The sequence below is a fragment of the Streptomyces sp. NPDC024632 genome (genome assembly GCF_055559175.1).
Window position 1 is genome coordinate 86,006 of sequence record NZ_JBVHLD010000003.1, and the last position, 21,586, is coordinate 107,591.

The following is a 21,586-nucleotide window of genomic DNA, read 5'->3' on the forward strand; positions in this document are numbered from 1 at the left end:
GAGCGGTTCAGTGGGTGATGGGGGGCGGGGTGGTGGGGGAGGGCGGGGGGGGGGTAACGGTGGGGTGGGGCGCGAGGGGGGAGGCGCCAGGAGGGGCGGTGTGGGGTGTGGTTCGTGGGGTGGGTCGGGGCAACACCACCACCCCCAGGCGGGCGGGGGTGGGTTACAGCGGGGGCTGGCAGGCGCAGGCGTCCTGGAGGCCCAGGTCGCCGAGGTAGCAGCCGGGGATGTGGCGGCTGATCGGGTCGAGGCCCGCCGCCCAGTCGGTGGCGTAGAACTCGGGGCCGTCGATCGTGACGACCGCCGGGTCCGGGATGGTCGGGTTGTACAGCAGGCCGTCGACAGTCACAGGGCGCCTCCGGCTGCGGCTTCCGCGAGGGTGCTGACCCGGAACTGCTGGGTGGTCTCCCCGTCCGGCTCCGGGTCGCGCGGGTACCCGAGGTCGGTGAGGGTCCGCTCGTACAGCGGTGCGACCGGCTCCGGCATCGTCGTGTCGCGGTGCATCGGCGCCACGTCGATGGAGCCCAGGTTCTGGATTTTGGACCGCAGCTTGCGGTTCTCCGCCGTCAGCCGGTCGTTCTCCTTGGCGGCCTCGGTGAGCTGCTTCTCCCATACGCTCTGATCGACGTGGTCGGCTGCCGCCTGGGCAAGCTGGGCGTTCAGCTCCTGGATGATGAGGCGCTGGCCCTTGATCAGTTCGTCGGCACCAGCGAGCTGGAGCACCTTCTGCGTCAGCTCGTGCTCCAGGGCCCCGATGTCCGTGGCCTCCGCCCGCTTCAGAAGCAGTTGCAGGCGCTCGATCTCGGCTGCGGTTTGGAGGCGGCTGCCGTCGGCGCTGGGCTGGAGGTGACGCCGGAGCCAAGCGCGGAGGCCGTGTCCCGCGTTGTCCGTTGCCGCGTGTTGGGCGATTGTGGTCATGACGCCTCCTTGTGGGGCGTGGGCAGCGGCAGGCTGATGGCAGCGGGGCGCTGGTGCCGGGTGGGTTGTGTGCCGGTGCGGGTAGCCCATTCGTCGGCGGTTTCGCCGTATCCGGCGGCCTGGGTGGCGACGAAGTCCGGGTCGGCACCGCCCGCAAGGAGCGCGAGCTCGGCCCGCTCCCCCGCATGAACGGGGCAGCGGCAGTCCATGGCGGGCTGGTCGCAGGCCGGGCACGGCGACCCCGCCGCCCACAGGACGCCGACCACCACGGCCACGACGATCAGGCCAAGGACCCCCAGCAGGGCGATCACCGGAGACCACCCGGTACGCCCTCGGGTGCGAGGTCGAACAGGATTCCGGCAACGTCCTCGACGTAGACGAACTTCTTGCCGTTCTCCAGCCGCCACGTCCGCATCATCCCGATCGCGTGGAGCTTCGCCTCCAGCTCCGCGATGCGGCACCAGGGGCAGGCGTGGCCGTGCTCCGAGTCGACCGCCCAGTCCGCGTGCGTACCGGCCCGGCATGTCTGCGGGGTCATGTCCGCGAGCAACGGCTCGCTCAAGCTGCTCATGCGGCGGCCTCCTCGGTCGCGGCGGGAATGGTCCAGGAGCAGACGGCCCACGGGGTGTCGAGGGCACCGGGGCACAGGCGCTGTACGACGGGGAAGTGCTCGTGGCCGTTGCGGAGGTGGCGGACGACCGTGCCGTCCAGGCGCAGGGAGCGCTCCTCCAGGCAGTGCCAGCACCAGCCGCGCGGCCGGGTCGGCAGCGGCACGTTCGGGTACGTCAGGTCCAGTGGGTGGACCACGGCGGCGCGCTTCTTGCCCTCCGGGAGGACCCGCACGTACTGGCGGTGGCCGCCCATGACGACGGCAGGCTGACCCTGGTACGTGACCGTCAGACCGGTGAAAGCGGGCACGTTGTAGTTGCGGCGCACCCACTTCAAGCTGCGGCTCATCACACACCCGCCGTCTCGGTGGCGGCCAGAGCGTGCGGAGCGTCCGCGTTCAGTAGCGCCACCATGTACGCGGCCACGATCACGGACCCGGTCTCGATCCACGGCTGCGGGCAGCAGTCGTACACGGCGTCCTCGTCGCGGCCGGTGCCGGTCTCCAGCTCGAATACGGGGTGCAGGTCGTCGGCACCCGCAGCGGTGCAGACGAGCGCGAGGCCGGTCTCCATCTCGGTGTCGGTGAAGACCTGTCGCCAACGCAGGGGCTGGTCGGGGTTGTTCATCTGCCGCAGCGCGCGAGTCGCGGCCATCCGCAGTTCGTTGAGGTCGGTCATCACGCACCCGCCGTCTCGGTGGCGTAGCCCATGAGCTGCCCGAATACGGCGACCTTCGGGGCCCCGTACTCCGGGTACGGCGCGGCATCCATGGCGTCGATCACGTCGTCGCGGCCCATCAGCCACGCGAACTCACGCAGCTTGATCACGGACCGCTCGGCGGAGATGCCCCGCTCTGCGGCGATCTTGCCGAGGGCGAGGAGGTGGTACTTGCGGGCCGCCTCACCGACCTTCGCCGGGTCGCTGGCGACCTTCGCCCATTCCTCGGCGGTCACTCCGTCATTGAGGAGTGGCAGCACTGTCTCGTAGTCGCAGTAGTTCAGGAGAACTTCCTGCGCCCAGCCGAACATGTCGTCGGCGGCCTGGGCGCGAGCAAAGATCTCAGCGGAAGTACGGGTAACGGTCATGAGTGGTAGCCCTCCTCGGGCGTCGTGGAGGGGGTGGTGGTGTCGGTCCAGTCGCCGTCAGTCCAATGGGCTTCGTCGTGGCTGTGCGTCGTCCAGCCGCTGTCACGCACGGACGTCCAGCCGAGTGCCGTGCGGGCACCCGTCTCCGGGTGCGTGGTCACCGCGTCACAGCGGAAGGTCCACCCGGCGCAGGTGTACGTGTGGTCGGGCTGGAAGAAGTCCGGGGCCGTGCTGGTGTCGTCCTGCCCGGTGGAGGGGGCGGGTGCGCCGGTGTCGGCGATCTCGTGGAGGCGGTCGCTGTACGCCCGGTAGGCGTCGGCCTTCGTGAAGGCGTCGTCGTCACCAGTCCGGTCGAGGCGTGTGATGAGTTCGTCGGCGACGCCACCAGCCTCCCGCAGCACCTCGGCGCGGCGGTGCGCGTCGTGCTCGGCGAGGAACCCGACCGCGTCGTCCGGGTACATGGCCCCGGCCTCGCGGAGGCAGGCGATGATGTAGTCGGCGTGCTGATCGGCGCTCATGCCGTCACCCGCCGCTTGCTCAGCAGGTTGCGGCGCCAGAACGGGTCCGCGCTCGTGGTCGGCAGACCAGCGGCAGCGTTCGCCGCAGCCAGCCCCTCCAGGAACCCGGCAGCGAGCGGAGCCTCCCCCGCCTTCGTCAACCGGCTCACCTCGCGGGCCGTATCCACATCCCCAGGCGGGTGCAGACCACGGAAGAACCCGCACATGAACGCCGTCGGGTCCTCCGATCTCCGGGACCGGGCCTGGGCAATCTCGAACACGTCCATCAGGCGGCCCTCCCCGCCGGGCGGAACCGGGCATGCACGCCGTCGATGCGCGCCAGGTAGTCGGCGGTCTGCACCGGCGTCCACGTGGCATCGTCCAGCCCGTACACCTCGTGCAGCGCCGCATCCACTGCGGCCAACTGCGCCTGCTCCGCGTCCTCCGCCGTCACCTCGGCCAGCGGCCCGAACCACATGGCGACCGTGCGGGCCGTCCAGGGGAACGACGGACCCGTGCCGCGGTCGCCCACGTTCCGCGGTTCGTCGCACGCCAGCAGCAGTTCACCCGACGAGGCATCCGTGCCGTACCCGCGCCAGACCTCACCGTCGCGGTCCATGAAGAGACTGGTCACCGGGGACCACCCGCCTCGGCGGTTGCGCTGATCGCACCCGCGATAGCGGAAGCGAGGTCACCAACCCACTCGGCGTACTCGCTGCGGGGGTCGACGTCATCCAGGCCGTAGTTGCTGAAGTCGAAGTCGCGGACCGTGGCACGAATGGTGGCCGTCGGATCGGCGGCATCCGCCACCGCCTCCAACTCGGCGATCCGGCCCTTGGCCTCCGCGATGCGGGTACGGGCGATCCGCTGCACGTCGTGCAGCAGCGCCCTAAGCCGCTCGACCTCGGCCTCCGCGTCCAGCAGGCGTGACAGCACGACCGGCATCCGGTCGCCGAGCCAGCCCGACGCGTTCAGGCAGAACCAATCCCAGTCGGCGGTGCTGCTGTGGTCGTGCTCTCGGCGGTCACGGACCTGCTCGGACACGCTCACGAGCAGCTCGTCCGTAGCGGCGGGCGCACCATCGATCAGGGCGCGGATCTCAGCGAGCCGCTCCGGGCTCAGCGGGGCGCTCACTCCGCACCGTCCTCGGCGTCGCCCTTGAGACGGGCGATCTCCGCGCGGGCCTCAGCCAGTTCCTCCTCGGCCGTGCGACGCCGATCGGCGTCGGCGACGACCTCGTCACGGAACCGCTGCGCGCCGCTCAGGATCGCCTCGGCGACCTTCACGCGCTCGTCCAGTGACATGCGGTCGCTGATTTGGAGGTTGATGCTCCCGGTGTGGCCACCGTCCGGGTACACGTAGAGCACCGGATTCGGCGCCCCGTTCCCCCGGGCATAGGCGTGCGGCGACAGGAAGAACGTCGCGTTGAAGCTGCTCATGCCGCACCGCCCGAGACCGGGTAGCCGGGCGCGAGGTGCGCGAACGCGTCGTCCAGCGGGTCCAGGTCGTGACGGTCCGGATCATCCAGCGGCAACGACAACCGCAGACGGTCCACCAGAGTCGTCACCTCAGCCACCGGAGAATCCAGGCGGGCCGTCGACGTCAGGTCAGCAGTCATCGCACACCACCAGTGGGGGTAGCGGACGGGAACCAGTTCGCGGACAACGAGGGGAACCAGCGGAAGATCAGCTCCCACATGCCGTCCTCGTAGATGACGGACATCTGTTGGGGACCGCCAGGGGTACTCACGGTCTGAGTACCCCTCTCGTCCTCGTCGAGGATGCGCAACGCATTGGCGGCGTCGCGGTAGCCCATGGACTTCGCGAAGTCGGCGGCCACGGCGTAGGGGGTGCCGTCCTCGGTCTGGCCGAAGCGGATGTGGGAGCCCTGCACGTCGAACACAACCGGCGTCGTCACAGAGCACCGCCCATGTCGCAGGGCTTGATGCCGCCACTGCACGAGCACAGGCCGTCGCGGGCAATGTCGACCGCGTGACCCCAGGTCAGACGGTCGGACGCTTTGCACTGCCGGATGAAATCCTGGGCAACGGCCTCACGGACCTGGGCCTCGGTCCTGTCGCGCTCCGCGTTGAGAGCCTCGACCTCGGCGACCAGGAGCAGCATCGACTCCTTCGCGCGAGCCGAGTGGAACGAGATGGACGACCCGGTACTCAGCAGGCTCTTGATCTCAGCCAGCCGCTCCGGAGACAGACGATCAGTGGAGACCAGCTCATCCGGCTGGTCAGGGAGAATGGGAGACACGTGTGCCGCCTCTTTCATCTGCTTGTGGGTGGGGTGGTGCACGAGGGCCGTTGCCGGGGACCGGGAAGAAACCGGCGGCGGCCCGGGGGGCTAAGCGGCGTTGGCGTCCGCGTCGTCGTGGCGTGCGCGGCGCTGACGGCCTACGCGCGGCTCCGGCGGGCGAGCGTCGTGCGCGGCGGTTTCGTCCGCCGCATCCCCGTCGCTCTCTCCGAGTCCGGCAAGCCAGGCGTCGACCACGGACTCTCGGGCCATGACGCGCTTGCCGTGGCGGAACGTCTTCGGTCCCTTTTTGGCCAACCGCCACTTCTTGTAGGTGCTGACGCTGATGCCGAGGCGGGAAGCGACGCCCGGGGTGACGTTTCCGTCCTCGTCTTCGTAGTCCTCGATGAACACGAAGCCCGGCGGGGGCTTCTGCGTCTGGGTGACGGGCACTGGGTTCTCCTTCACGTGGGGGGTACTGATCGGTAGCCGCTTTGGTTCACTTGGGAGACGCAGGGGGCGCGAAAAGGACCAGCACAGCGACACCAACGGCCTCCGCGATGCGGTGTGCGGTTTCCATGTCACATGTCTCCTGGGTGCCGTCGAGGAGCCTGCCGATCAGCGAGTGATGGCAGTCAACGGCCGTAGCGACGGTGCGCGTACTGTGCGGGACCCCCCGCCCGGGGTGCTCCATGAGCTTGCGGAGCATCTCTCGGTCGCGGAGTTCGTATCGGACTCTCAAGCGGTTCTCCATCGGAACGTTTCGGCTCTCGATGTGAGTATCGAATCACACTAGAACCGTCGCGTCTACAGATTCGACCGACCAGATCTGCTGTATCCCTGGCGACACCGGATCGCTACCATCGACCCGTAGACGAATCGTCTTTACAGCGAAACGGTTGTACGCCCTGACCTGCTATTTGTAGAGTCGCGGCGAATCACATGAGAGACGGTCGGTGTGGATGAGACGCGAAAGGACGGCGGCATGGAGGCCCCAGCCCCCAACCTCAACCGCAACACGCCCCCCAGCGCCCTACCGGAGGACGTCAGGTCTATGGACCGCGACCCCCTGAGCCGCCTCGTCCGCGAGGTCAACGACTCCGGCGTGAGCTTCCAGAAGATGGCGGACCAGTCCCAGGAAGCCGCCGAGCCCCTGTCGAAGCCCTACTTCCAGAAGCTCGCAGCTAACAACGTGACGACCCCGCCAACCGAAGCACGTCTGCGCGCCATCGCCGCCGGCCTTGCAAAACCCCTCAGACTCGTTCAGCGCGCCGCGGCCGAGCAGTACATGGACTACCGCACCACGGAACTCGCGGGTTACGACGAGGAGACACGCATCATCGTTGCCCACCTGGCCGGGATGGATCCTGCCGCCCGCCGCAGGTGGCGCCGCATGATCGAGGCTTCGGAGCGGGAACCGGACGACGAGTAGCGCGTGACCGTCTGGCAGATGATCTGATTAAGTGTCACGAATGGCTCTACATCCGACCGTTGTGCGACCATTGCGGAGGCAGTAAGTTGCCTCATCCGCACAAGTTCTTCACGACGTCGGCCAGCCTTGACCCAGCCGCCCCGGCGTCTCAGAAGTGAAGTTGGGGGGTTGCGCATGCTGTCCATCCGGTACGTAGTCGACGACCTTGACCCAGAGATGCCCGTCGAGGTGGCCGAGCGCCGCGGCGACGTGGTCTACCGTCTGGCCCGCGGGCTCTTCGTCCCCGAGGGTGTCGCCGCCCTCAACTCGGCCACCGCAGCCATGCTGGCTGGCGGCCAGTGGTTCCAGTTGTGGCGAGGCGACATCATCTCGATGAACTCGCCTGAGAGCGAGGGAGGCCGCCGTGGCGGGGTACATCGAGGACAGGTGGTTTCGCAAAGGTCCCGTCGACCCTAAGACGAAGAAGCCGACGCGGGAGAGGACGGACCGCTACGGCAAGGGGAAGCGCTGGCGGGTGGCCGGGATCCCTGGCGTGCGTGACCGCTCGTTCGAGAACCTTGAGGGTGAGCGCGGGGCGAAGAACTGGCTGAAGACTGCGGCTACGGATACGACCCGCGGTGTCTTCTACGATCCGCGTGACGGCTCCATGCTCCTGGACGAGTACGTGCGCGTTCACTGGTGGCCCCACCTCCGGAAGCCGCCGACGACTAAGCAGTCGATGGAGTCGCGGGTCTTCAAGCACATCCTTCCGCACGTCGGCCACCTGCCTCTGAACCGCATCGGGTTCGACGAGATCCGGGCGTGGCAGACGCGCGCCGAGCAGGACATCGATGTGGGCACCCTCGTGGTGGCGTGGCGGCACTTCTCCTCGATCATGCAGGCGGCACACAAGGCGAAGCGGATACCCGTCAACCCGTTCCGGGATCCGGACTTCAAAGCCCCGGCGGTGCCCAAGTCCAAGGCGAAGGCGTGGGAGCACGAGACGGTAGCCGCCGTCCGGCGCGAGGTCGCAGACCGGTACCAGGTGCTGATCGACCTCGCTGTTGCAGCCGGACTCCGGCAGGGCGAGGCGTTCGGGTTCGCCCCGGGCGACATCGAGGGTGAGGTCATCCACGTGACGCGGCAGATCATCGTCGTGCGCGGGAAGCTGGCGTTCGCGCCGCCGAAGGGCAACAAGGAGCGGGACGCACCGTGCCCGCCGGAACTGGCAGCCGCGGTGAAGGCGCACGCCGACAGGTTCCCGCCGGTGGAGGTGACGCTGCCCTGGGTGGACCCGGACCGGCCGAGCCTCGCCTGGGAGTCCCGTCCGAAGCGGACAGTACGTCTCCTTGTGACCACTTCCAGGACCACCGGGAAAAACGGCGGGGCGCTGAACCGGATGACGTTCGACGACAAGCAGTGGAAGCCTGCCCTCGTCCGCGCCGGGGTGCTGCCTGCACCGGCCTTCGAGATGGTGATGGGCAGGAGCGGGCGGGCGTGGAAGCGGATCGCGTGGGAGATGCCGCGGGAGGACGGCTTCCACGTGCTGCGGCATACGTTCGCTAGCGTGGTGCTGGCTGCGGGTGAGACAATCACTCAACTGGCCGCCTGGCTCGGGCACTCCGATCCGGCATTCACTCTCCGGACTTACGTGCACTTCATGCCGTCCGGGCGGCGCGCCATCCAGGCTCTTGGCCGGTGGCTGTCGGGTGAGGCGGAGTCCGCCCCCGGCGAGGAAGCCGAAGCTGTGCCTTAGAAGGCTCAAGCCGTTCTTGTTCTCCCCAGATTCTCCCCAGGGCCCTACTGGATCTTCTCCAGTAGGGCCTTTTTGCTGGTCAGGACTAGGGGCGGCAGACGAGTCGAGCTGTACGCCGGGTTCTGTCGCCGGGCGGCCTCGCGGCCGGCCGGGAGACGGCCATCCATCTAGGGCCGGCGTTGCCACCGGCCTCGTGCGGTCTACCCGCGGACTCGGGCGGGCAGCCCTCGAACGTCCGCGCGGGTGCCGTATCGCTACGACGCCCTCTTGACCTTGCTCCGGGTGGGGTTTACCTAGCCGTCCAGGTCACCCTGGACGCTGGTGGTCTCTTACACCACCGTTTCACCCTTACCGGGGACCGAGATCCCCGGCGGTCTGTTTTCTGTGGCACTGTCCCGCGGGTCACCCCGGGTGGCCGTTAGCCACCACCCTGCCCTGTGGAGCCCGGACGTTCCTCGGGAAGCCCCCGAAAGGGCTCCACGCGGCCGTCCGCTCGGCTCGTCTGCCGTGTGGACCATGGTAGTGGCTGCGCGGGGGCGAAGAGCACCGCGGGGTCGGCGGCGAGCGTACGGCCGCCCGCCGGGGCAGTCCGGCCGGGCGCGGCCGGACAGGTCCCGTGGGCGGCCCGCCCAGGTCCTACTCTGGTGCGGGCCCCCCGACCAGGCGCGGGCGGCCCGAGCGCGAGCCGTACGACCCCGCGCACCGTACGACCGCCTGGACCGTACGAACCGCAAGAACCGTATGAAGGAGATGCCGTGCTCGTCCTGTTGCCGCCGTCCGAGGGGAAGGCCACCGGAGGGACGGGGGCCGCGGTCGCGCTGGACTCGCTGTCGCTGCCGGGGCTGAACGAGGCGCGGGCGACGGTCCTCGACGAGCTGGTGGAGCTGTGCTCGGGCGACGAGGAGAAGGCGGCGGAGGTGCTGGGGCTCAGCCCCGGCCTGCGCGGCGAGGTCGCCAAGAACGCGGCGCTGCGGACGGCGCCCGCGATGCCCGCGGCGGAGCTGTACACCGGAGTGCTGTACGACGCGCTGGGCCTGGCGACGCTCGGACGGGCGGCGCGCCGCCGCGCCGAGGAGTCGCTGCTGGTGTTCTCCGGGCTGTGGGGCGCGGTACGGCTCGGCGACCGCATCCCCTCCTACCGCTGCTCGATGGGCGTGAAGCTGCCCGGCGTCGGCGGCCTGGCGGCGTACTGGCGGCGGCAGATGGCCGATGTCCTGCCGGCCGAGGCGGGCGACGGCCTGGTGCTCGACCTGCGCTCGTCGTCGTACGCGGGCGCCTGGAAGCCGGCCGGGGAGGTCGCCGGGCGTACGGCGACGGTCCGCGTGCTCCAGGTGACGGTGGTCGGCGGGGTCGAGAAGCGGACGGTCGTCAGCCACTTCAACAAGGCCACCAAGGGCCGTCTGGTCCGCGCCCTGCTGGAGTCCGGCGCCCGGCCGAAGGACCCCAAGGGCCTCGCGCGAACGCTGCGGAAGCTGGGTTTCACGGTGGAGGAGCAGCCGGGTACGGGACGGCTCGACGTCCTGGTGCGCGAGATCCACTGAGGCGCGCGGCGCGACGGTACGGAGCAAGACCCTCGTTGCACCCTGCGCAACGGCCGTTGCGCACGCTGGCGCCCGCCAGGCAGGATGACGGGCATGACTTCCGTGCTCGACCTCGCCCCCGTCATCCCTGTGGTCGTCCTGGAGGACGCGGCGGACGCCGTACCGCTGGCGCGGGCGCTGGTGGCGGGCGGGCTGCCCGCGATCGAGATCACGCTGCGGACGCCCGCCGCCCTGGACGCGATCCGGGCCGTCGCGGACGGCGTCCCCGGCGCGGTGGTCGGCGCGGGCACGGTGCTGACGCCCGAGCTGACGGACGCGGCCGTGGGCGCGGGGGCCTGTTTCCTGGTCAGCCCCGGCTGGACGGACCGCCTCCTCGACGCGATGCGCGGCGCGGGCGTGCCGTTCCTGCCGGGCGTCTCGACCGCCTCGGAAGCGCTCGGGCTGCTCGAACGCGGCGTCACCGACATGAAGTTCTTCCCCGCCGAGGCGGCGGGCGGCGTCGCGTACCTCCGCTCCCTGGCCTCACCGCTCCCCCGGGCCCGCTTCTGTCCGACGGGCGGCATCGACGCGGCCCGCGCGCCCGAGTACCTGGCGCTGCCGAACGTGGGGTGCGTCGGCGGTACGTGGATGGTGCCGGGCGACGCGGTGCGGTCCCGGCGGTGGGATCTCGTGGAGAGCCTGGCGCGCGAGGCGGCGGCGCTGCGGGGCTGACGCCCTCAACAGCCGTACGGAGAAAGCCCGTACGGGGAAGGCCCGCACGGAGAAAGCCCGTACGGGAAAGGCCCGTTCACCGCAGGTGGGCCGTCTCGTTCAGCGACCGCAGCGACGCGTTGCCGTCCGCGTAGTACGCCACCTCCGAGAGCGACGCCGGGGCGAGGTTCATGCGGAAGAGCGCTTCGGGCGGCGCGTCCAGGGCGAGGCGCGCGAGCGTCTTGATCGGGGTGACGTGGCTGACGAGCAGTACGGTACGGCCGCGGTGGGAGGTCAGCAGCGCGTCGCGGGCCGCGGCGACGCGGGCGGCGACGTCGGTGAAGCTCTCGCCGCCGGGCGGCGGGACATCGGGTGAGCCGAGCCAGGCGGTGAGTTCGGCGGGCTGCCGGTCCCGTACCTCGGCGAAGGTGAGGCCGTCCCAGGCCCCGAAGTCCGTTTCGCGCAGGCCCTCTTCGAGGTGGACGTCCAGGCCGAGGCGGTCGGCGGCGATCCGGGCGGTCTCCCGGCAGCGGGCGAGCGGCGAGCTGACGACGGCCTCGATGCCGTGGCCTTCACTCAGTCGCCCCTCGGCGCGCACCGGCCCTTCGGCGCGTACGGCCAGCGCCGCCGCGGCCCGTTCGGCCTGGCGCCGCCCGGCGGCCGACAGCGACGGATCGCTTCCGCCGCTCCCGGAGAACCGCTTCTCCCCCGTCAGCGCGGTCTCGCCGTGCCGCAGCAGGACGAAGGTGGTGGGCGCCGCCATGTCGGGCGCCGCACCCTCGTGAACCAACGCCACTACAGGCCGGACTCGGCCGTACGCACCAAAATCCGGCGGCAGTTCTCGCACCGTACGACGGTGTTGGCGGGCGCGGCCCTGACCTCGTTCAGCTCGGTGATGTTGAGTTCGAGGCGGCAGCCCTCGCAGCGCTTCTGGTAGAGCCGCGCCGCGCCGACGCCGCCCTGCTGCCCGCGGAGCTTGTCGTACAGCTTGATCAGGTCGTCGGGCACGGTCCCGGCGATGACCTCGCGCTCCTTGGCCGCCGTGAAGCCCTCCGCGTCGATGCTTTCGATGGCGGCGGACTTGCGGGCCTCGGCCTCGGCGACCTTGGCCTGGACGGACTCGACGCGCGCGGCCAGTTCCGTGGCGCGCTCCTGGGCGCCCTCGCGGCGCTCCATGACGTCGAGCACGACGTCCTCCAGGTCGCCCTGCCGCTTGGCGAGCGAGGTGATCTCGCGCTGGAGGTTCTCCAGGTCCTTCGGCGAGGTGACCGCGCCGGAGTCCAGACGCTGCTGGTCGCGGGCGGAGCGCTGGCGTACCTGGTCGACGTCCTGCTCGGCCTTGGTCTGCTCGCGCGCGGTGTCGCTCTCCTCGGTCTGCGCGGCGACCAGCAGGTCACGGAGCTGCGCGAGGTCGGCGCCGAGCCGCTCCAGCTCGGCGTGCTCGGGCAGGGTCTTGCGCTTGTGGTCGAGTTGCGCGATACGCGAATCGAGGGCCTGGACTTCGAGAAGTCGGATCTGGTCGGCGGGCTCGGCGTTCAGCGGGGGGCTCCTGTGCGGCTGGAAGGGCGGGAAGTGGATTGCGGGAGTTCCCGGCCGCCCCGGAATTCCGGGGTGTCCGAGCGCTCCGGGGCGACAGCGTGCGCTGTCCACGGGTCGGTGACCGCGTACGAGACATGGGTGCGCAGCGCCCAGCCGTGCCGGTCGGAGATCTCGTCGAGCTGAGCGGCGGCCTGCTCGCACCACGGCCACTCGGTGGCCCAGTGCGCGGCGTCGACCAACGCGGGCGGGCCGGACTCGCGCGCCTCGGAGACCGGGTGATGGCGCAGGTCGGCGGTGACGTACGCGTCGACGCCCGCCGCGCGGACCTCGGCGAAGAGGCTGTCGCCCGAGCCGCCGCAGACCGCGACGGTACGGACCGTGGCCTGCGGGTCGCCGGCGATCCGCAGCCCGGTGGCGGTACGCGGCAGCCCTCGCGCCGCCCGCTGCGCGAATTCGGTCAGCGTCAGCGGTGCGGCGGTCTCGCCGATCCGGCCGAGGCCGCGGCGGCCCGCGGGGTCGGTGGGGTCGGGTACGAGCGGGCCGGTGATCCGCAGGCCGAGCGCGGCGGCCAGGGCGTCCGAGACGCCGGGGTCGGCGCGGTCGGCGTTGGTGTGCGCGACGTGCAGCGCGACCCCGTTCCTGATCAGGTCGTGGACGGCGCGGCCCTTGAAACCGGCCGGGCCGGTCGGCGCCACCGTCGTCGTACCGCGCAGATAGAGCGGGTGGTGCGTGACCAGCAGGTCCGCGCCGATCCGTACCGCCTCGTCGACGACTTCCCGCACCGGGTCGACGGCGAACAGCACGCGTCCGACCTCGGCCTCGGGCTCGCCGCAGACCAGGCCGACGGCGTCCCACGCCTCGGCCAGCTCCGGGGGCCAGAGGGCGTCAAGCGCGGCGATGACGTCGGACAGTGTGGGCACGGTAGGAAGGTTACCTGGCCGCCCGTGTCCGCCGGATGCCGTACGCCGTGACCGCGGGCGGCGGGGGGTGCCACAACGGGTGCGCGGGGTCGTTCGTAGCCCGTGCGGCACCCGTTCGGCACCCATTCGGCACCCGTGAGTCAAGGGCGCGCGGGGCGCATCCGATGTCCGCGGGGAGCGCGACCGCTCGCCGGGCGGAGCACATCTGCCCCTCCACGCGGAGCAGAACGGGAAAACCCGCACTCTTACGTGTGAACCGCACCGAGTCGCGTTGATCGTCCGGAAAAATGAAAACTACGGTCCTGTGCCGGAGGTGGGTGAGTCATATGAGCGCCAGTACAGATGCCAGTGCCCGTGCCATGGAGATCCCCCCGGCCGTCCGCGTACTGCGCCGGTCGGGCTTCACGATCGCCGCGGACGGGTCGTACGCGGCCTGCCTCGCCGAGGCTCGCGTACCCGCGCCGGAGGGGGACGGGGACGTGGACGAGTACGGCGGGGGCGGCGTCAGCGGCTGGTTCCCCGAGCGGTGGACGCTCGGGCCCGAGCCGTACGCGGTGCCGCTGCCCGGCGCCCAGCCGGAGGAGGCCGGGACGCAGGTCGTACCGCTGCCCGACGGCCGCGTCCTGATCCGGCGGCGGGTCGCCGACCGCCACGACCTGGCGCTGCTGTATCCGGCGGGGGCAGGTACCGGGGAGGTGCCGATCGGGTCGCTCGGCGGGGATGCAGTAACGCTTCTTCCCCCGTGTCCCTTGGGCGGGGCGGCTTTCGCGCTCGTGTACGAGGGGGGTTCCGGCGAGAGGGGCTCCGCTGGTGGGGGCTCTGGCGAGGGGGGCTCCGCCGATGGGGGTTCCGGCGAGGGGGACTCTGCTGAGGGGGACGGGGTCACGACCGTCTGGCAGGTGTACGGCGCCGGGAAGGACGGGCCCGTCGCCGTCATGCGCGTGCCCGGCCGCTGCACCGGCGGCGTCTGGCTCGACCGTACGGGGCGGCTGCTCGCCGTCGACCGTACGCTCGCCGGCCGCACCAAGGCCGTCGCCGTCGACCTGCGACTCGGCGAGGCCAGCCCGCTCCTCCAGATCACCGAGGACAGCGACGACCGGCTCGTCCTCGCGGAACCCGACAGCGGGCTGCTGCTCCTGCGCAGCGACGCCACCGGGGAGGCGCGGCTCGGCTGGGGCGTCCTCGGCAGCCGTCGGCCGGTACGTTTCCCCGACGCGCTCCAGGTGCCGGGCATCCTGCTCACGCCGGTCGCCGCGCAACCGGGGCAGATCCTGATGCCCGAGGCGGCGGTGGTCGCGCTCCGCGCGGAGGCGCCGGGCGGGGCGGAGTCACTGGCGCTGTGGCGGCCGGGTGAGCGGCGGCTGCACTGGCGGGCGTCCCCTCCGGGGTGGCTGGGGGCGACGGGGTACTGGGGGGCCGACGACTTGCTGCGGCTGCCGTGTTCGGTGCCGGAGTGGCCTTGCGGGGTGGCGCCGTACGAGGCGCCACGGGTGCGGCCTGCGGCCGGGGCTTCGGGGTCCCGGCGTGGGCGGGGTGCGGTGCCCGCCGCTCTGCCCGGGCCTGGTTCTTCCGCCGGCCTCGGCTCTTCCGGTGCCCGCGGCTCTTCCGCCGACCTCGGCTCTTCCGGTGCGGCTCTGCCCGCGCCGACGCGGCTGCCCTGGCGGGTGCTGCCGCTTCAGCAGGCGCCGCTGGCTGCCGCCAAGGCGGGGTGACCCCCATGACCGTGACGTCGGCCCCGCCAGTAGACTCACCCGAAGCCGCGCATCCGGGCACTCCGCGTGACCACCGCGGGGCGGCTTCGCCGCAGTCCGGGTCGAGTTTGTTCGCGCGCTTTCGGCGTAGGCCGGTTCGTTGTTCCACGGGGATTTCGGGGAGATTCAAGAAGATGTCGTCCGACGCGCGTTCCTCTCACGACCACGGGGGGTCCGGGGACAGCTCGGGGCGCCACCGGGGGCCTGCTTCTTCCTCTGAGGAGGGGGAGGCTCAGCCTCAGGGGAAGCATCGGCGTCCTTCGGACGATTAGCGGGTTTTTCTTTCCCGCCCGCCCACCCGTGCGGGTGTTTTCTTCGTCTGCGGGTGCCGCTTGTGCCTGGTCGGTGCCGGTCCGGGGTACCTCCTCGAAATCCGTCTCACCTGGTCCTGGGGATTCGGTGCCGTTCCTGTTGACGTATTTCTGCGGGGGCACCCCGGCCCGTCCCCTTCCGGTACGTCGGCGTCCGCCTGCCGGTGGGGGTTGCGGAGGGGGGTGGGTGGGCTGAGGTGCGGGGGCGGCCGACGGTCCACTGTGGTGCCGGGGCGGGGGTGGGTGGGCTCCGGTACGGGGGCGTCTGGCGGTCCGCTGTGCTGCCGGGACGGGGGTGGGTGGGCTCCGGTACGTCGGCGGCCTGCTGTCCGGTGGGGGTGCCGGGAGGGGGGTGGGCTCCGCTCCGCCTGTCCGCCGTCGACCCGCCCGCGTAGGCGGGAGGGGGGCTCGGGTGCGTCGGCGGCCGGGGGTGGGGGGCCGCAGGCTTATGGGAGCCGTCCTCGATGCTCGGGGTCGGGGCCGACTCAGGTCGCCGACTCAGGCTTTGGCTTTGGCTTGGAGGCGGAGGCCGGTCAGGGTGAGGTCTAGGGCGGCGCGGAATTGGTCGATGTCGTCGTGGCCGTCGAATTCGTCGACGATTTCGTGGACGAAGGGGAAGTCGGCGGGGTCGAGTTCGCGCCAGGTCTTGGCGAAGCGGCCGAGGAATTCGTCGCGGTTGACGGCGCCGTTGAGGACTTCCGGCGGGGGTTCCTGGCCGAGGTCGACGGCGGAGCCGACGACGACGCCGACGATCGCGGAGACGGCGTGGAAGCGCTGCCGGGCCGTGAGGTCGAGGCGGAGGGTCTGTTCGCCGAGCTTCTCGTAGACGAGCAGGGAGTTGGCCTGCACGTCGGTGTTGCGCATGAAGTAGGCGCCGAGCCAGGGCCGGCGGACGATCGCGTCGAAGAGGCGCAGGGCCATGGCGCGAAGGTCGTCGATCGGGTCGTCGCTCCGCGGAAGGGCCTCGACGTCGGCGAGGATCGCGCCCATCGCGTGGTCGGTGGCCCGGTCGAGTAGTTCGTCCTTGCTCTCGACGTACCAGTAGATGCTGGCGACGCCGCCGCCGAGGCGCTGCGCGAGGGCGCGGAAGGTCAGGCCGGGCGCCCCGGCCTCGTCCAGGAGGGCCACGGCCTCCGTGAGGACGGACTCCATCGAGTGAGAAGCCCGTCGGCGTCCCTGGGTCGAGCGGTCTTGCAGGCGTGCCATGGCTCACATCCCCATCGCGATCTTGCGTCGTATCGAACGTTGTTCTATCGTAGCGGATCGTACGTTGTTCGATAACCGAATGACGTTCGATTGGAGGACTGCCATGACCACTCCCACGCTTGAGAAAACGTCACATACCTACCCGTCCCTGAGCGCGGCGTGGATTCCGCTGGCCGCCCTCTGCCTGGCCTTCTTCGTCGAAATGGTCGACAACACGCTGCTGTCGATCGCGCTGCCGACGATCGGCCGCGACCTCGGCAGCGGGACGACCGCGCTTCAGTGGGTCACCGGGGCGTACTCGTTGACCTTCGGCGGCCTGCTGCTCACGGCGGGGTCGATGGCCGACCGGCTCGGGCGCCGCCGGGTGCTGCTGGTCGGACTCGCCGTGTTCGGCTCGCTGAGCCTGTGCGTCGTCCTCGTCACCACGGCGGGCCAACTCATCGCCCTGCGGGCCGCGCTCGGCGTCGCCGCCGCGGCGATGGCGCCGATCACGAACTCACTGGTCTTCCGGCTGTTCGACGACAAGGCCCTGCGCATGCGCGCGATGACGGTGATGATCGTCGTGGGCATGTCCGGCTTCGTCCTCGGACCGCTGCTCGGCGGCACCGCGCTGGCGCATGTGCGCTGGGAATGGCTGCTGGTCGTCAACGCCCCCATCGCCGTCATCGCGTGCGTCGGCGTCCGGCTCGGCGTCCCGGCCGACCGGCCGGAGGACCTGACCCACGACAAGCTCGACCTGCCGGGCGCCGTCCTGAGCGTCGCCGCCATCGGGCTCGCCTGCTACTCCCTGACCAGCGGCGTCGAGCACGGCTGGCTCTCCGCGATCACTCTCGCGTCGATCGCGGGCGCCGTCGTGGCCGCGATCGCCTTCGTCCGCCACGAGCGCGGCACCCCGGCGCCCATGCTGGACCTCAGCCTCTTCTCCAACGGCACCGTCCGCGGCGCCGCCATCGCCCAGATCGGCACGTCCATCGCGATGGCCAGCGTGATGTTCGGGCTGATCCTCCACTTCCAGTACGCCTACGGCTGGAGCCCGGTACGCGCCGGACTCGCCAACCTGCCGATCATCGTGACCATGCTCGCCGCGACCCCCTTGTCCGAATGGCTCGCCCGCCGGTTCGGCCACCGCATCGCCTGCCTCGTCGGCGCTGCCTGCCTGGCCGGCGCCCTCGCCGGTCTCTCCTGGGGCGTCGACCACGGCTACGCCGCCATCGCCGTCTGCATGGTGATCATGACCATCGGACTGCGCACCGTCATGACGATCTGCGCCGTCGCCCTCGTCGACGCCATGCCCAGCAACCGCACCTCCATCGGCGCCGCCCTCAACGACACCGCCCAAGAAGTCGGCTCCAGCGTCGGCACCGCCATGGTCGGCACCCTCATCGCCGCCCTCGTCACCACCCAACTCCCGCCCGGCACCTGGAGCAGCGACCTCGTCGCCTCCTTCTTCCACGGCGAACGCGTCACCTACGCCCTCCTCTCCCTCCTCGTCGGCCTCATCGCCGCCGGCGGCGCCCTCACCCTCACCAACTCCCACACCCTCGAAGACCCCCCCACCGATTCCCCCGCCTGACCCCCAGCCCCCTACCGGTAGCAACCGGCAGCAACCAGCACCACAGCGGCCCGTCGAACGCCGACGCACCCGAGCCGACCCCCCACCCACCCCACCGGCGGCCGGACGCCGACGTACACCAGCCCACCCACCCCCGCCCTGGCACCGCAGCGGACCGTCGGCCGCCCCCGCACCCCAGCCCACCCACCCCCCTCCGCAACCCCCACCGGACAGGCGGACGCCGACGTACCCGGAGGGGACGGGCCGGGGTGCCCCCGCAGAAATACGTCAACAGGAACGGCACCGAATCCCCAGGACCAGGTGAGACGGATTTCGAGGAGGTACCCCGGACCGGCACCGACCAGGCACAACCGGCACCCGCAGACGAAGAAAACACCCGCACGGGTGGGCGGGCGGGTGGGCAAAGAAAAGCTACGAGCGGCGCAGCCCCAACACCTCAACGGCAGCGAAAGACCCCCGCTCCCCCCCTTCGAAATACGGCGTCAACACCCCATCAAGCTCCCCATACGAAAACACCGACTTCGCCGTCTCGAACCGCGCCGCCACCACCGGCCGTTGCAGAACGGCCACCATCCCCCCGTGCACAACGAAGACCTGCCCGGACACCCCCGCGGCAGCGGGCCCGGCAAGGTACCCGACCAGCGGAGCGACATGCTCGGGAGCCAGCGGATCGAGCCCCCCGGGCTCGGCAGAGCCGAACACATCAAGAGTCATCCGCGTCCGCGCCCGCGGACAAATGGCGTTGGCGGTGACCCCGTACCGCCGAAGCGCCTCCGCCGTGGACGTCGTGAGCCCGACGATGCCCCCCTTGGCGGCGGCGTAATTCGGCTGTCCGGCCGACCCGGCGAGAAACGCCTCGGACGCGGTGTTGACGATGCGCCCGAAGACCGGAGCCCCGGAGGACTTGGCGCGCGAGCGCCAATGCGCGGCGGCGAACCGAATGGTGTTGAAGTGGCCTTTGAGGTGCACCCGGATGACGGAGTCCCACTCGTCCTCGGTCATGGAGAAGACCATGCGGTCGCGGAGAATCCCGGCGTTGTTGACGAGGATGTCGAGCTGCCCGTTGTGCTCGACGGCCAACTGGACGAGTTCCGACGCCTGTTCGTGGTCGGCGACATCGCCGTGATGGGCGACGGCGCTGCCGCCGGCGGCGGCGATCTCGGCGACGACCTCCTGCGCCGGGGTGGCGGAGGAGGCGCCGGAGCCGTCACGGCCGGGCTGGCCGAAGTCGTTGACGACGACGTGCGCCCCGAGCCGGGCGAGTTCGAGCGCTTCGGCGCGCCCGAGTCCGCGCCCGGCCCCGGTGACGACGGCGGTCCGCCCGGCGAGCGGGAGTTCACCGTTCGGCATTGGCTGATCCCCCATCAGATCGTGATGCTCGTACGCAGCGCGACGCCCGTCCGCATCTGGTCGATCGCCTCGTTGATGTCCTCCAGGCGCACGCGGTGCGTGATCAGCCCTTCGAGGTCGATGCGCCCGGCGCGCCAGAGCCGGATGACGCGGTCGTAGGAGCGCAGGACGTCACCGCCGCCGTAGAGGGACGGCAGGATGCGCTTCTCGTCGAAGAACAGCTCGAACATGTTGATCTGGAGGTTGTCGTCCATGGCGCCCGCGCCGACGATGCACAGGGTGCCGCCACGCCGGGTGGCGTCGTACGCGGCGCGCGCCGTCGCGGACTTGCCGACCACCTCGAAGACGTAGTCGAAGCCCTCGCCCGCGGTGAGCCGGTTCTTGGCATCGGCGAGGCCGTCGGGGTCGACGGACTCGGTGGCGCCGAAGCGGACGGCGGCCTCGCGGCGGGACTCGACCGGGTCGACGGCGACGATCTCGGCGGCGCCCGAGGCCCGCGCGCCCTGGATGACGCTGATCCCGACGCCGCCGCAGCCGATCACGGCGACCGACGAACCCGCCTCCACCTGGGCGGTGTTGAGGGCGGCGCCGATACCGGTGGTGACCCCGCAGCCGATCAGCGCGGCGATCTCGTACGGCACGTCGTCGGGGATCGGCACCGCGCACCTGGCGTCGACCACGACCTCCTCGGCGAAGGTGCCGGTCCCGGCGAAACCGAAGACGTCGGGTGAAGCGGCGCCGGGGCGGCGGTAGTTGGCGGTGCCCGCGTTGAGGAATCCGGCGATGCACAGCTCGGTCTGGCCGCGCTTGCAGGACGCGCACTCGCCGCACGCGGGCAGCCAGCAGACCAGGACGCGGTCGCCCGCCGTGACGGACGTGACGCCCTCGCCGACCTCGGCGACCTCGCCCGCGCCCTCGTGGCCCGGCACGAAGGGCGCGGGCTGCGGCAGGACGCCGCTCATCGCGGACAGGTCGGAGTGGCACAGTCCGGTGGCCTTGACGCGGATACGTACCTTGCCGGGCCCGAAGCCCGCGGTCTCGATGTCGTCGACGACTTCGAGCTTGTCCTGGCCGGTCTCCTGCTGGATGGCTGCGCGCACGGTACGGCTCCCCTCGGATGGTGCGAAGACGGTGGTCGCTACGGAGGCCCGGCCGACGACCGGGCCGAAAGCTGCTGAGCCGAGAGCCGCCGGGCGCGCGGCCCGGTGTGCCCCACGGGCTCAGGTGTGCTCGATGACGGTGTCCGCCAGGACCGGCGCCTCGTCCCGCTCCACGGCCGACACCGCGGCCACGATCCGGCCGGAGCCCGCGCCGCCGCCGTCCCCGTCCGCCCACATCCGTACCCGCAGCGTCTCGCCGGGGTAGACGACGCCCGCGAAGCGTGTCGCGTACGAACGGATCCGGGCGACGTCGCCGCCGAGCAGCGTGTCGGTGACGGCCTTGAGCGTGGCGCCGTACGAGCACAGTCCGTGCAGGATCGGGCGGTCGAATCCGGCGGTGGCGGCGAATTCGGGGTCGGCGTGCAGCGGGTTCCAGTCGCCCGACAGCCGGTAGAGCAGCGCCTGGTCCTCGCGGACGGGTACGTCAACGGCCTTGTCGGGCGCGCGGGTTGGCGGTTCCGGACGGCGGGAGGGACCGCGTTCGCCGCCGAAGCCGCCTTCGCCGCGGACGAAGATCTCGTTGTCGGAGGACCACAACGGGCCTTCGTCGTCGGCCACTTCGGAGCGCAGCACGATGACGGCGGCCTTGCCCTTGTCGTAGACGGCGGCGACCGATCCGGTCCGTACGGCATGGCCGCTCACCGGCAACGGCCGGTGGAGTACGAGGCGTTGGCCGCCGTGCAGGACGGCGGCGAGGTCCACGTCGATGCCGGGGCCGATCGAGCCGTCCACCGAGCCGGGCCCGCCGCCCGCGACGGTGGCGAAGCTCGGCAGGACGTGCAGCCGGCTCTCCAGCGTGTAGCGCAGTTCGTCCGCGTCGGTGGCCGGGCGCCCGGCGCCGATCCCCAGGTGGTAGAGGAGAACGTCCTTGTGGTTCCAGGCGATTTCGGTGCGGCGCGGCTCGGCCGCGAGGGCCTTGGCGACGTCGATAGGCATGGTCCCTCCGGGGCACTTCCGGTGGCGGCTACTTCCGGTGACGGGTACTTCCGGGGCGCTGGCTAGAACGTGTTCTAGAGATGGCCCCTGTATA

28 protein-coding genes, 1 other RNA gene and 1 pseudogene are annotated in these 21,586 nt (G+C 71.1%); 6 read left to right on the forward strand and 24 right to left on the reverse strand.

Annotation, left to right across the window (positions count from 1 at the left end; all coding sequences use genetic code 11):
- Positions 1-163: 163 nt before the first annotated feature.
- The 16 genes from ACZ37P_RS07615 to ACZ37P_RS07690 all read right to left on the reverse strand — a co-directional run bounded on the left by ACZ37P_RS07615 (position 164) and on the right by ACZ37P_RS07690 (position 5,801).
- Positions 164-349: a hypothetical protein gene (locus tag ACZ37P_RS07615; RefSeq protein WP_467345462.1), complete on the reverse strand. Its 186-nt coding sequence runs from the start codon at positions 347-349 to the stop codon at positions 164-166.
- Positions 346-918, reverse strand: coding sequence for a hypothetical protein (locus ACZ37P_RS07620; RefSeq protein ID WP_467345464.1), 573 nt, complete (start codon positions 916-918; stop codon positions 346-348). The genes ACZ37P_RS07615 and ACZ37P_RS07620 overlap by 4 nt, the downstream gene beginning before the upstream one ends.
- Complete coding sequence (locus tag ACZ37P_RS07625; protein ID WP_467345466.1) at positions 915-1,229, reverse strand: hypothetical protein; 315 nt, start codon at positions 1,227-1,229, stop codon at positions 915-917. Before ACZ37P_RS07625 ends, ACZ37P_RS07620 begins: the two co-directional genes overlap by 4 nt.
- A complete protein-coding gene (locus ACZ37P_RS07630; protein WP_467345467.1) occupies positions 1,226-1,489 on the reverse strand; it encodes a hypothetical protein in 264 nt (87 codons plus the stop codon). Before ACZ37P_RS07630 ends, ACZ37P_RS07625 begins: the two co-directional genes overlap by 4 nt.
- Entirely contained in the window at positions 1,486-1,875 is a 390-nt protein-coding gene (locus ACZ37P_RS07635) for a hypothetical protein (protein WP_467345468.1), read from the reverse strand. Before ACZ37P_RS07635 ends, ACZ37P_RS07630 begins: the two co-directional genes overlap by 4 nt.
- On the reverse strand, positions 1,875-2,204 hold the full coding sequence (locus tag ACZ37P_RS07640) for a hypothetical protein (RefSeq protein ID WP_467345470.1): 330 nt from the start codon (positions 2,202-2,204) through the stop codon (positions 1,875-1,877). The genes ACZ37P_RS07635 and ACZ37P_RS07640 overlap by 1 nt, the downstream gene beginning before the upstream one ends.
- Positions 2,204-2,611: a hypothetical protein gene (locus tag ACZ37P_RS07645; protein WP_467345471.1), complete on the reverse strand. Its 408-nt coding sequence runs from the start codon at positions 2,609-2,611 to the stop codon at positions 2,204-2,206. Before ACZ37P_RS07645 ends, ACZ37P_RS07640 begins: the two co-directional genes overlap by 1 nt.
- Positions 2,608-3,129: a hypothetical protein gene (locus ACZ37P_RS07650; RefSeq protein ID WP_467345472.1), complete on the reverse strand. Its 522-nt coding sequence runs from the start codon at positions 3,127-3,129 to the stop codon at positions 2,608-2,610. Before ACZ37P_RS07650 ends, ACZ37P_RS07645 begins: the two co-directional genes overlap by 4 nt.
- A complete protein-coding gene (locus tag ACZ37P_RS07655) occupies positions 3,126-3,395 on the reverse strand; it encodes a hypothetical protein (RefSeq protein WP_467345474.1) in 270 nt (89 codons plus the stop codon). Before ACZ37P_RS07655 ends, ACZ37P_RS07650 begins: the two co-directional genes overlap by 4 nt.
- A complete protein-coding gene (locus tag ACZ37P_RS07660; protein WP_467345475.1) occupies positions 3,395-3,742 on the reverse strand; it encodes a hypothetical protein in 348 nt (115 codons plus the stop codon). Before ACZ37P_RS07660 ends, ACZ37P_RS07655 begins: the two co-directional genes overlap by 1 nt.
- Entirely contained in the window at positions 3,739-4,242 is a 504-nt protein-coding gene (locus ACZ37P_RS07665; RefSeq protein ID WP_467345477.1) for a hypothetical protein, read from the reverse strand. The genes ACZ37P_RS07660 and ACZ37P_RS07665 overlap by 4 nt, the downstream gene beginning before the upstream one ends.
- The gene (locus ACZ37P_RS07670) at positions 4,239-4,547 is read right to left on the reverse strand and encodes a hypothetical protein (protein ID WP_467345479.1); all 309 of its coding nucleotides are present in this window, start codon (positions 4,545-4,547) and stop codon (positions 4,239-4,241) included. The genes ACZ37P_RS07665 and ACZ37P_RS07670 overlap by 4 nt, the downstream gene beginning before the upstream one ends.
- Positions 4,544-4,726 (reverse strand): hypothetical protein, encoded by a 183-nt coding sequence (locus tag ACZ37P_RS07675; protein ID WP_467345480.1) that lies wholly within the window; start codon positions 4,724-4,726, stop codon positions 4,544-4,546. Before ACZ37P_RS07675 ends, ACZ37P_RS07670 begins: the two co-directional genes overlap by 4 nt.
- Positions 4,723-5,025 carry a BRO-N domain-containing protein gene (locus tag ACZ37P_RS07680; RefSeq protein ID WP_467345481.1) on the reverse strand — a complete coding sequence of 101 codons (303 nt, stop codon included), beginning with the start codon at positions 5,023-5,025 and terminating at the stop codon, positions 4,723-4,725. Before ACZ37P_RS07680 ends, ACZ37P_RS07675 begins: the two co-directional genes overlap by 4 nt.
- On the reverse strand, positions 5,022-5,387 hold the full coding sequence (locus tag ACZ37P_RS07685; RefSeq protein ID WP_467345483.1) for a hypothetical protein: 366 nt from the start codon (positions 5,385-5,387) through the stop codon (positions 5,022-5,024). The genes ACZ37P_RS07680 and ACZ37P_RS07685 overlap by 4 nt, the downstream gene beginning before the upstream one ends.
- A 72-nt stretch (positions 5,388-5,459) precedes the next feature.
- Complete coding sequence (locus ACZ37P_RS07690) at positions 5,460-5,801, reverse strand: helix-turn-helix transcriptional regulator (RefSeq protein WP_355345305.1); 342 nt, start codon at positions 5,799-5,801, stop codon at positions 5,460-5,462.
- Positions 5,802-6,306: 505 nt separating this feature from the next.
- On the opposite strand from ACZ37P_RS07690, the gene ACZ37P_RS07695 reads away from it, so the two are divergent.
- Positions 6,307-6,780, forward strand: a complete 474-nt coding sequence (locus ACZ37P_RS07695; RefSeq protein WP_467345485.1) for a hypothetical protein — start codon at positions 6,307-6,309, stop codon at positions 6,778-6,780.
- A 403-nt stretch (positions 6,781-7,183) separates the two neighbouring features.
- On the forward strand, positions 7,184-8,515 hold the full coding sequence (locus ACZ37P_RS07700; protein WP_467345487.1) for a tyrosine-type recombinase/integrase: 1,332 nt from the start codon (positions 7,184-7,186) through the stop codon (positions 8,513-8,515).
- Between the two features lie 95 nt (positions 8,516-8,610).
- Here the strand turns inward: ACZ37P_RS07700 and rnpB are convergent.
- An RNA gene (gene rnpB, locus ACZ37P_RS07705) (RNase P RNA component class A) lies at positions 8,611-9,016 on the reverse strand.
- A gap of 254 nt (positions 9,017-9,270) precedes the next feature.
- On the opposite strand from rnpB, the gene yaaA reads away from it, so the two are divergent.
- Together yaaA and eda are read left to right on the forward strand one after the other, a co-directional pair.
- Entirely contained in the window at positions 9,271-10,056 is a 786-nt protein-coding gene (gene yaaA, locus ACZ37P_RS07710; protein ID WP_355345317.1) for a peroxide stress protein YaaA, read from the forward strand.
- A gap of 93 nt (positions 10,057-10,149) precedes the next feature.
- Complete coding sequence (eda, locus tag ACZ37P_RS07715; RefSeq protein ID WP_467345489.1) at positions 10,150-10,767, forward strand: bifunctional 4-hydroxy-2-oxoglutarate aldolase/2-dehydro-3-deoxy-phosphogluconate aldolase; 618 nt, start codon at positions 10,150-10,152, stop codon at positions 10,765-10,767.
- Between the two features lie 76 nt (positions 10,768-10,843).
- Here eda and ACZ37P_RS07720 read toward each other — a convergent pair.
- The 3 genes and pseudogenes from ACZ37P_RS07720 to ACZ37P_RS07730 form a co-directional block, all read right to left on the reverse strand.
- Positions 10,844-11,521 (reverse strand): annotated as a pseudogene (locus ACZ37P_RS07720) (histidine phosphatase family protein); the annotation flags it as partial.
- Positions 11,522-11,541: 20 nt separating this feature from the next.
- Positions 11,542-12,285 carry a zinc ribbon domain-containing protein gene (locus ACZ37P_RS07725; protein WP_355345447.1) on the reverse strand — a complete coding sequence of 248 codons (744 nt, stop codon included), beginning with the start codon at positions 12,283-12,285 and terminating at the stop codon, positions 11,542-11,544.
- The gene (locus tag ACZ37P_RS07730) at positions 12,282-13,205 is read right to left on the reverse strand and encodes a Nif3-like dinuclear metal center hexameric protein (RefSeq protein ID WP_467345490.1); all 924 of its coding nucleotides are present in this window, start codon (positions 13,203-13,205) and stop codon (positions 12,282-12,284) included. Before ACZ37P_RS07730 ends, ACZ37P_RS07725 begins: the two co-directional genes overlap by 4 nt.
- Positions 13,206-13,531: 326 nt before the next feature.
- Here ACZ37P_RS07730 and ACZ37P_RS07735 point away from each other — a divergent pair, with 326 nt between their 5' ends.
- Positions 13,532-14,917 (forward strand): hypothetical protein, encoded by a 1,386-nt coding sequence (locus ACZ37P_RS07735; RefSeq protein WP_467345491.1) that lies wholly within the window; start codon positions 13,532-13,534, stop codon positions 14,915-14,917.
- Positions 14,918-15,765: 848 nt separating this feature from the next.
- Here the strand turns inward: ACZ37P_RS07735 and ACZ37P_RS07740 are convergent.
- Complete coding sequence (locus ACZ37P_RS07740; protein ID WP_355345326.1) at positions 15,766-16,419, reverse strand: TetR/AcrR family transcriptional regulator; 654 nt, start codon at positions 16,417-16,419, stop codon at positions 15,766-15,768.
- 157 nt (positions 16,420-16,576) lie between these two features.
- Here ACZ37P_RS07740 and ACZ37P_RS07745 point away from each other — a divergent pair, with 157 nt between their 5' ends.
- On the forward strand, positions 16,577-18,046 hold the full coding sequence (locus tag ACZ37P_RS07745; RefSeq protein WP_401304176.1) for an MFS transporter: 1,470 nt from the start codon (positions 16,577-16,579) through the stop codon (positions 18,044-18,046).
- A 411-nt stretch (positions 18,047-18,457) separates the two neighbouring features.
- Here ACZ37P_RS07745 and ACZ37P_RS07750 read toward each other — a convergent pair whose 3' ends face one another.
- The 3 genes from ACZ37P_RS07750 to ACZ37P_RS07760 form a co-directional block, all read right to left on the reverse strand.
- A complete protein-coding gene (locus ACZ37P_RS07750; protein ID WP_401304179.1) occupies positions 18,458-19,396 on the reverse strand; it encodes a 3-oxoacyl-ACP reductase in 939 nt (312 codons plus the stop codon).
- A gap of 14 nt (positions 19,397-19,410) precedes the next feature.
- Positions 19,411-20,496 (reverse strand): Zn-dependent alcohol dehydrogenase, encoded by a 1,086-nt coding sequence (locus ACZ37P_RS07755; RefSeq protein ID WP_355345335.1) that lies wholly within the window; start codon positions 20,494-20,496, stop codon positions 19,411-19,413.
- Positions 20,497-20,616: 120 nt separating this feature from the next.
- Entirely contained in the window at positions 20,617-21,492 is an 876-nt protein-coding gene (locus tag ACZ37P_RS07760; protein WP_401715185.1) for a MaoC/PaaZ C-terminal domain-containing protein, read from the reverse strand.
- Positions 21,493-21,586: the final 94 nt, after the last annotated feature.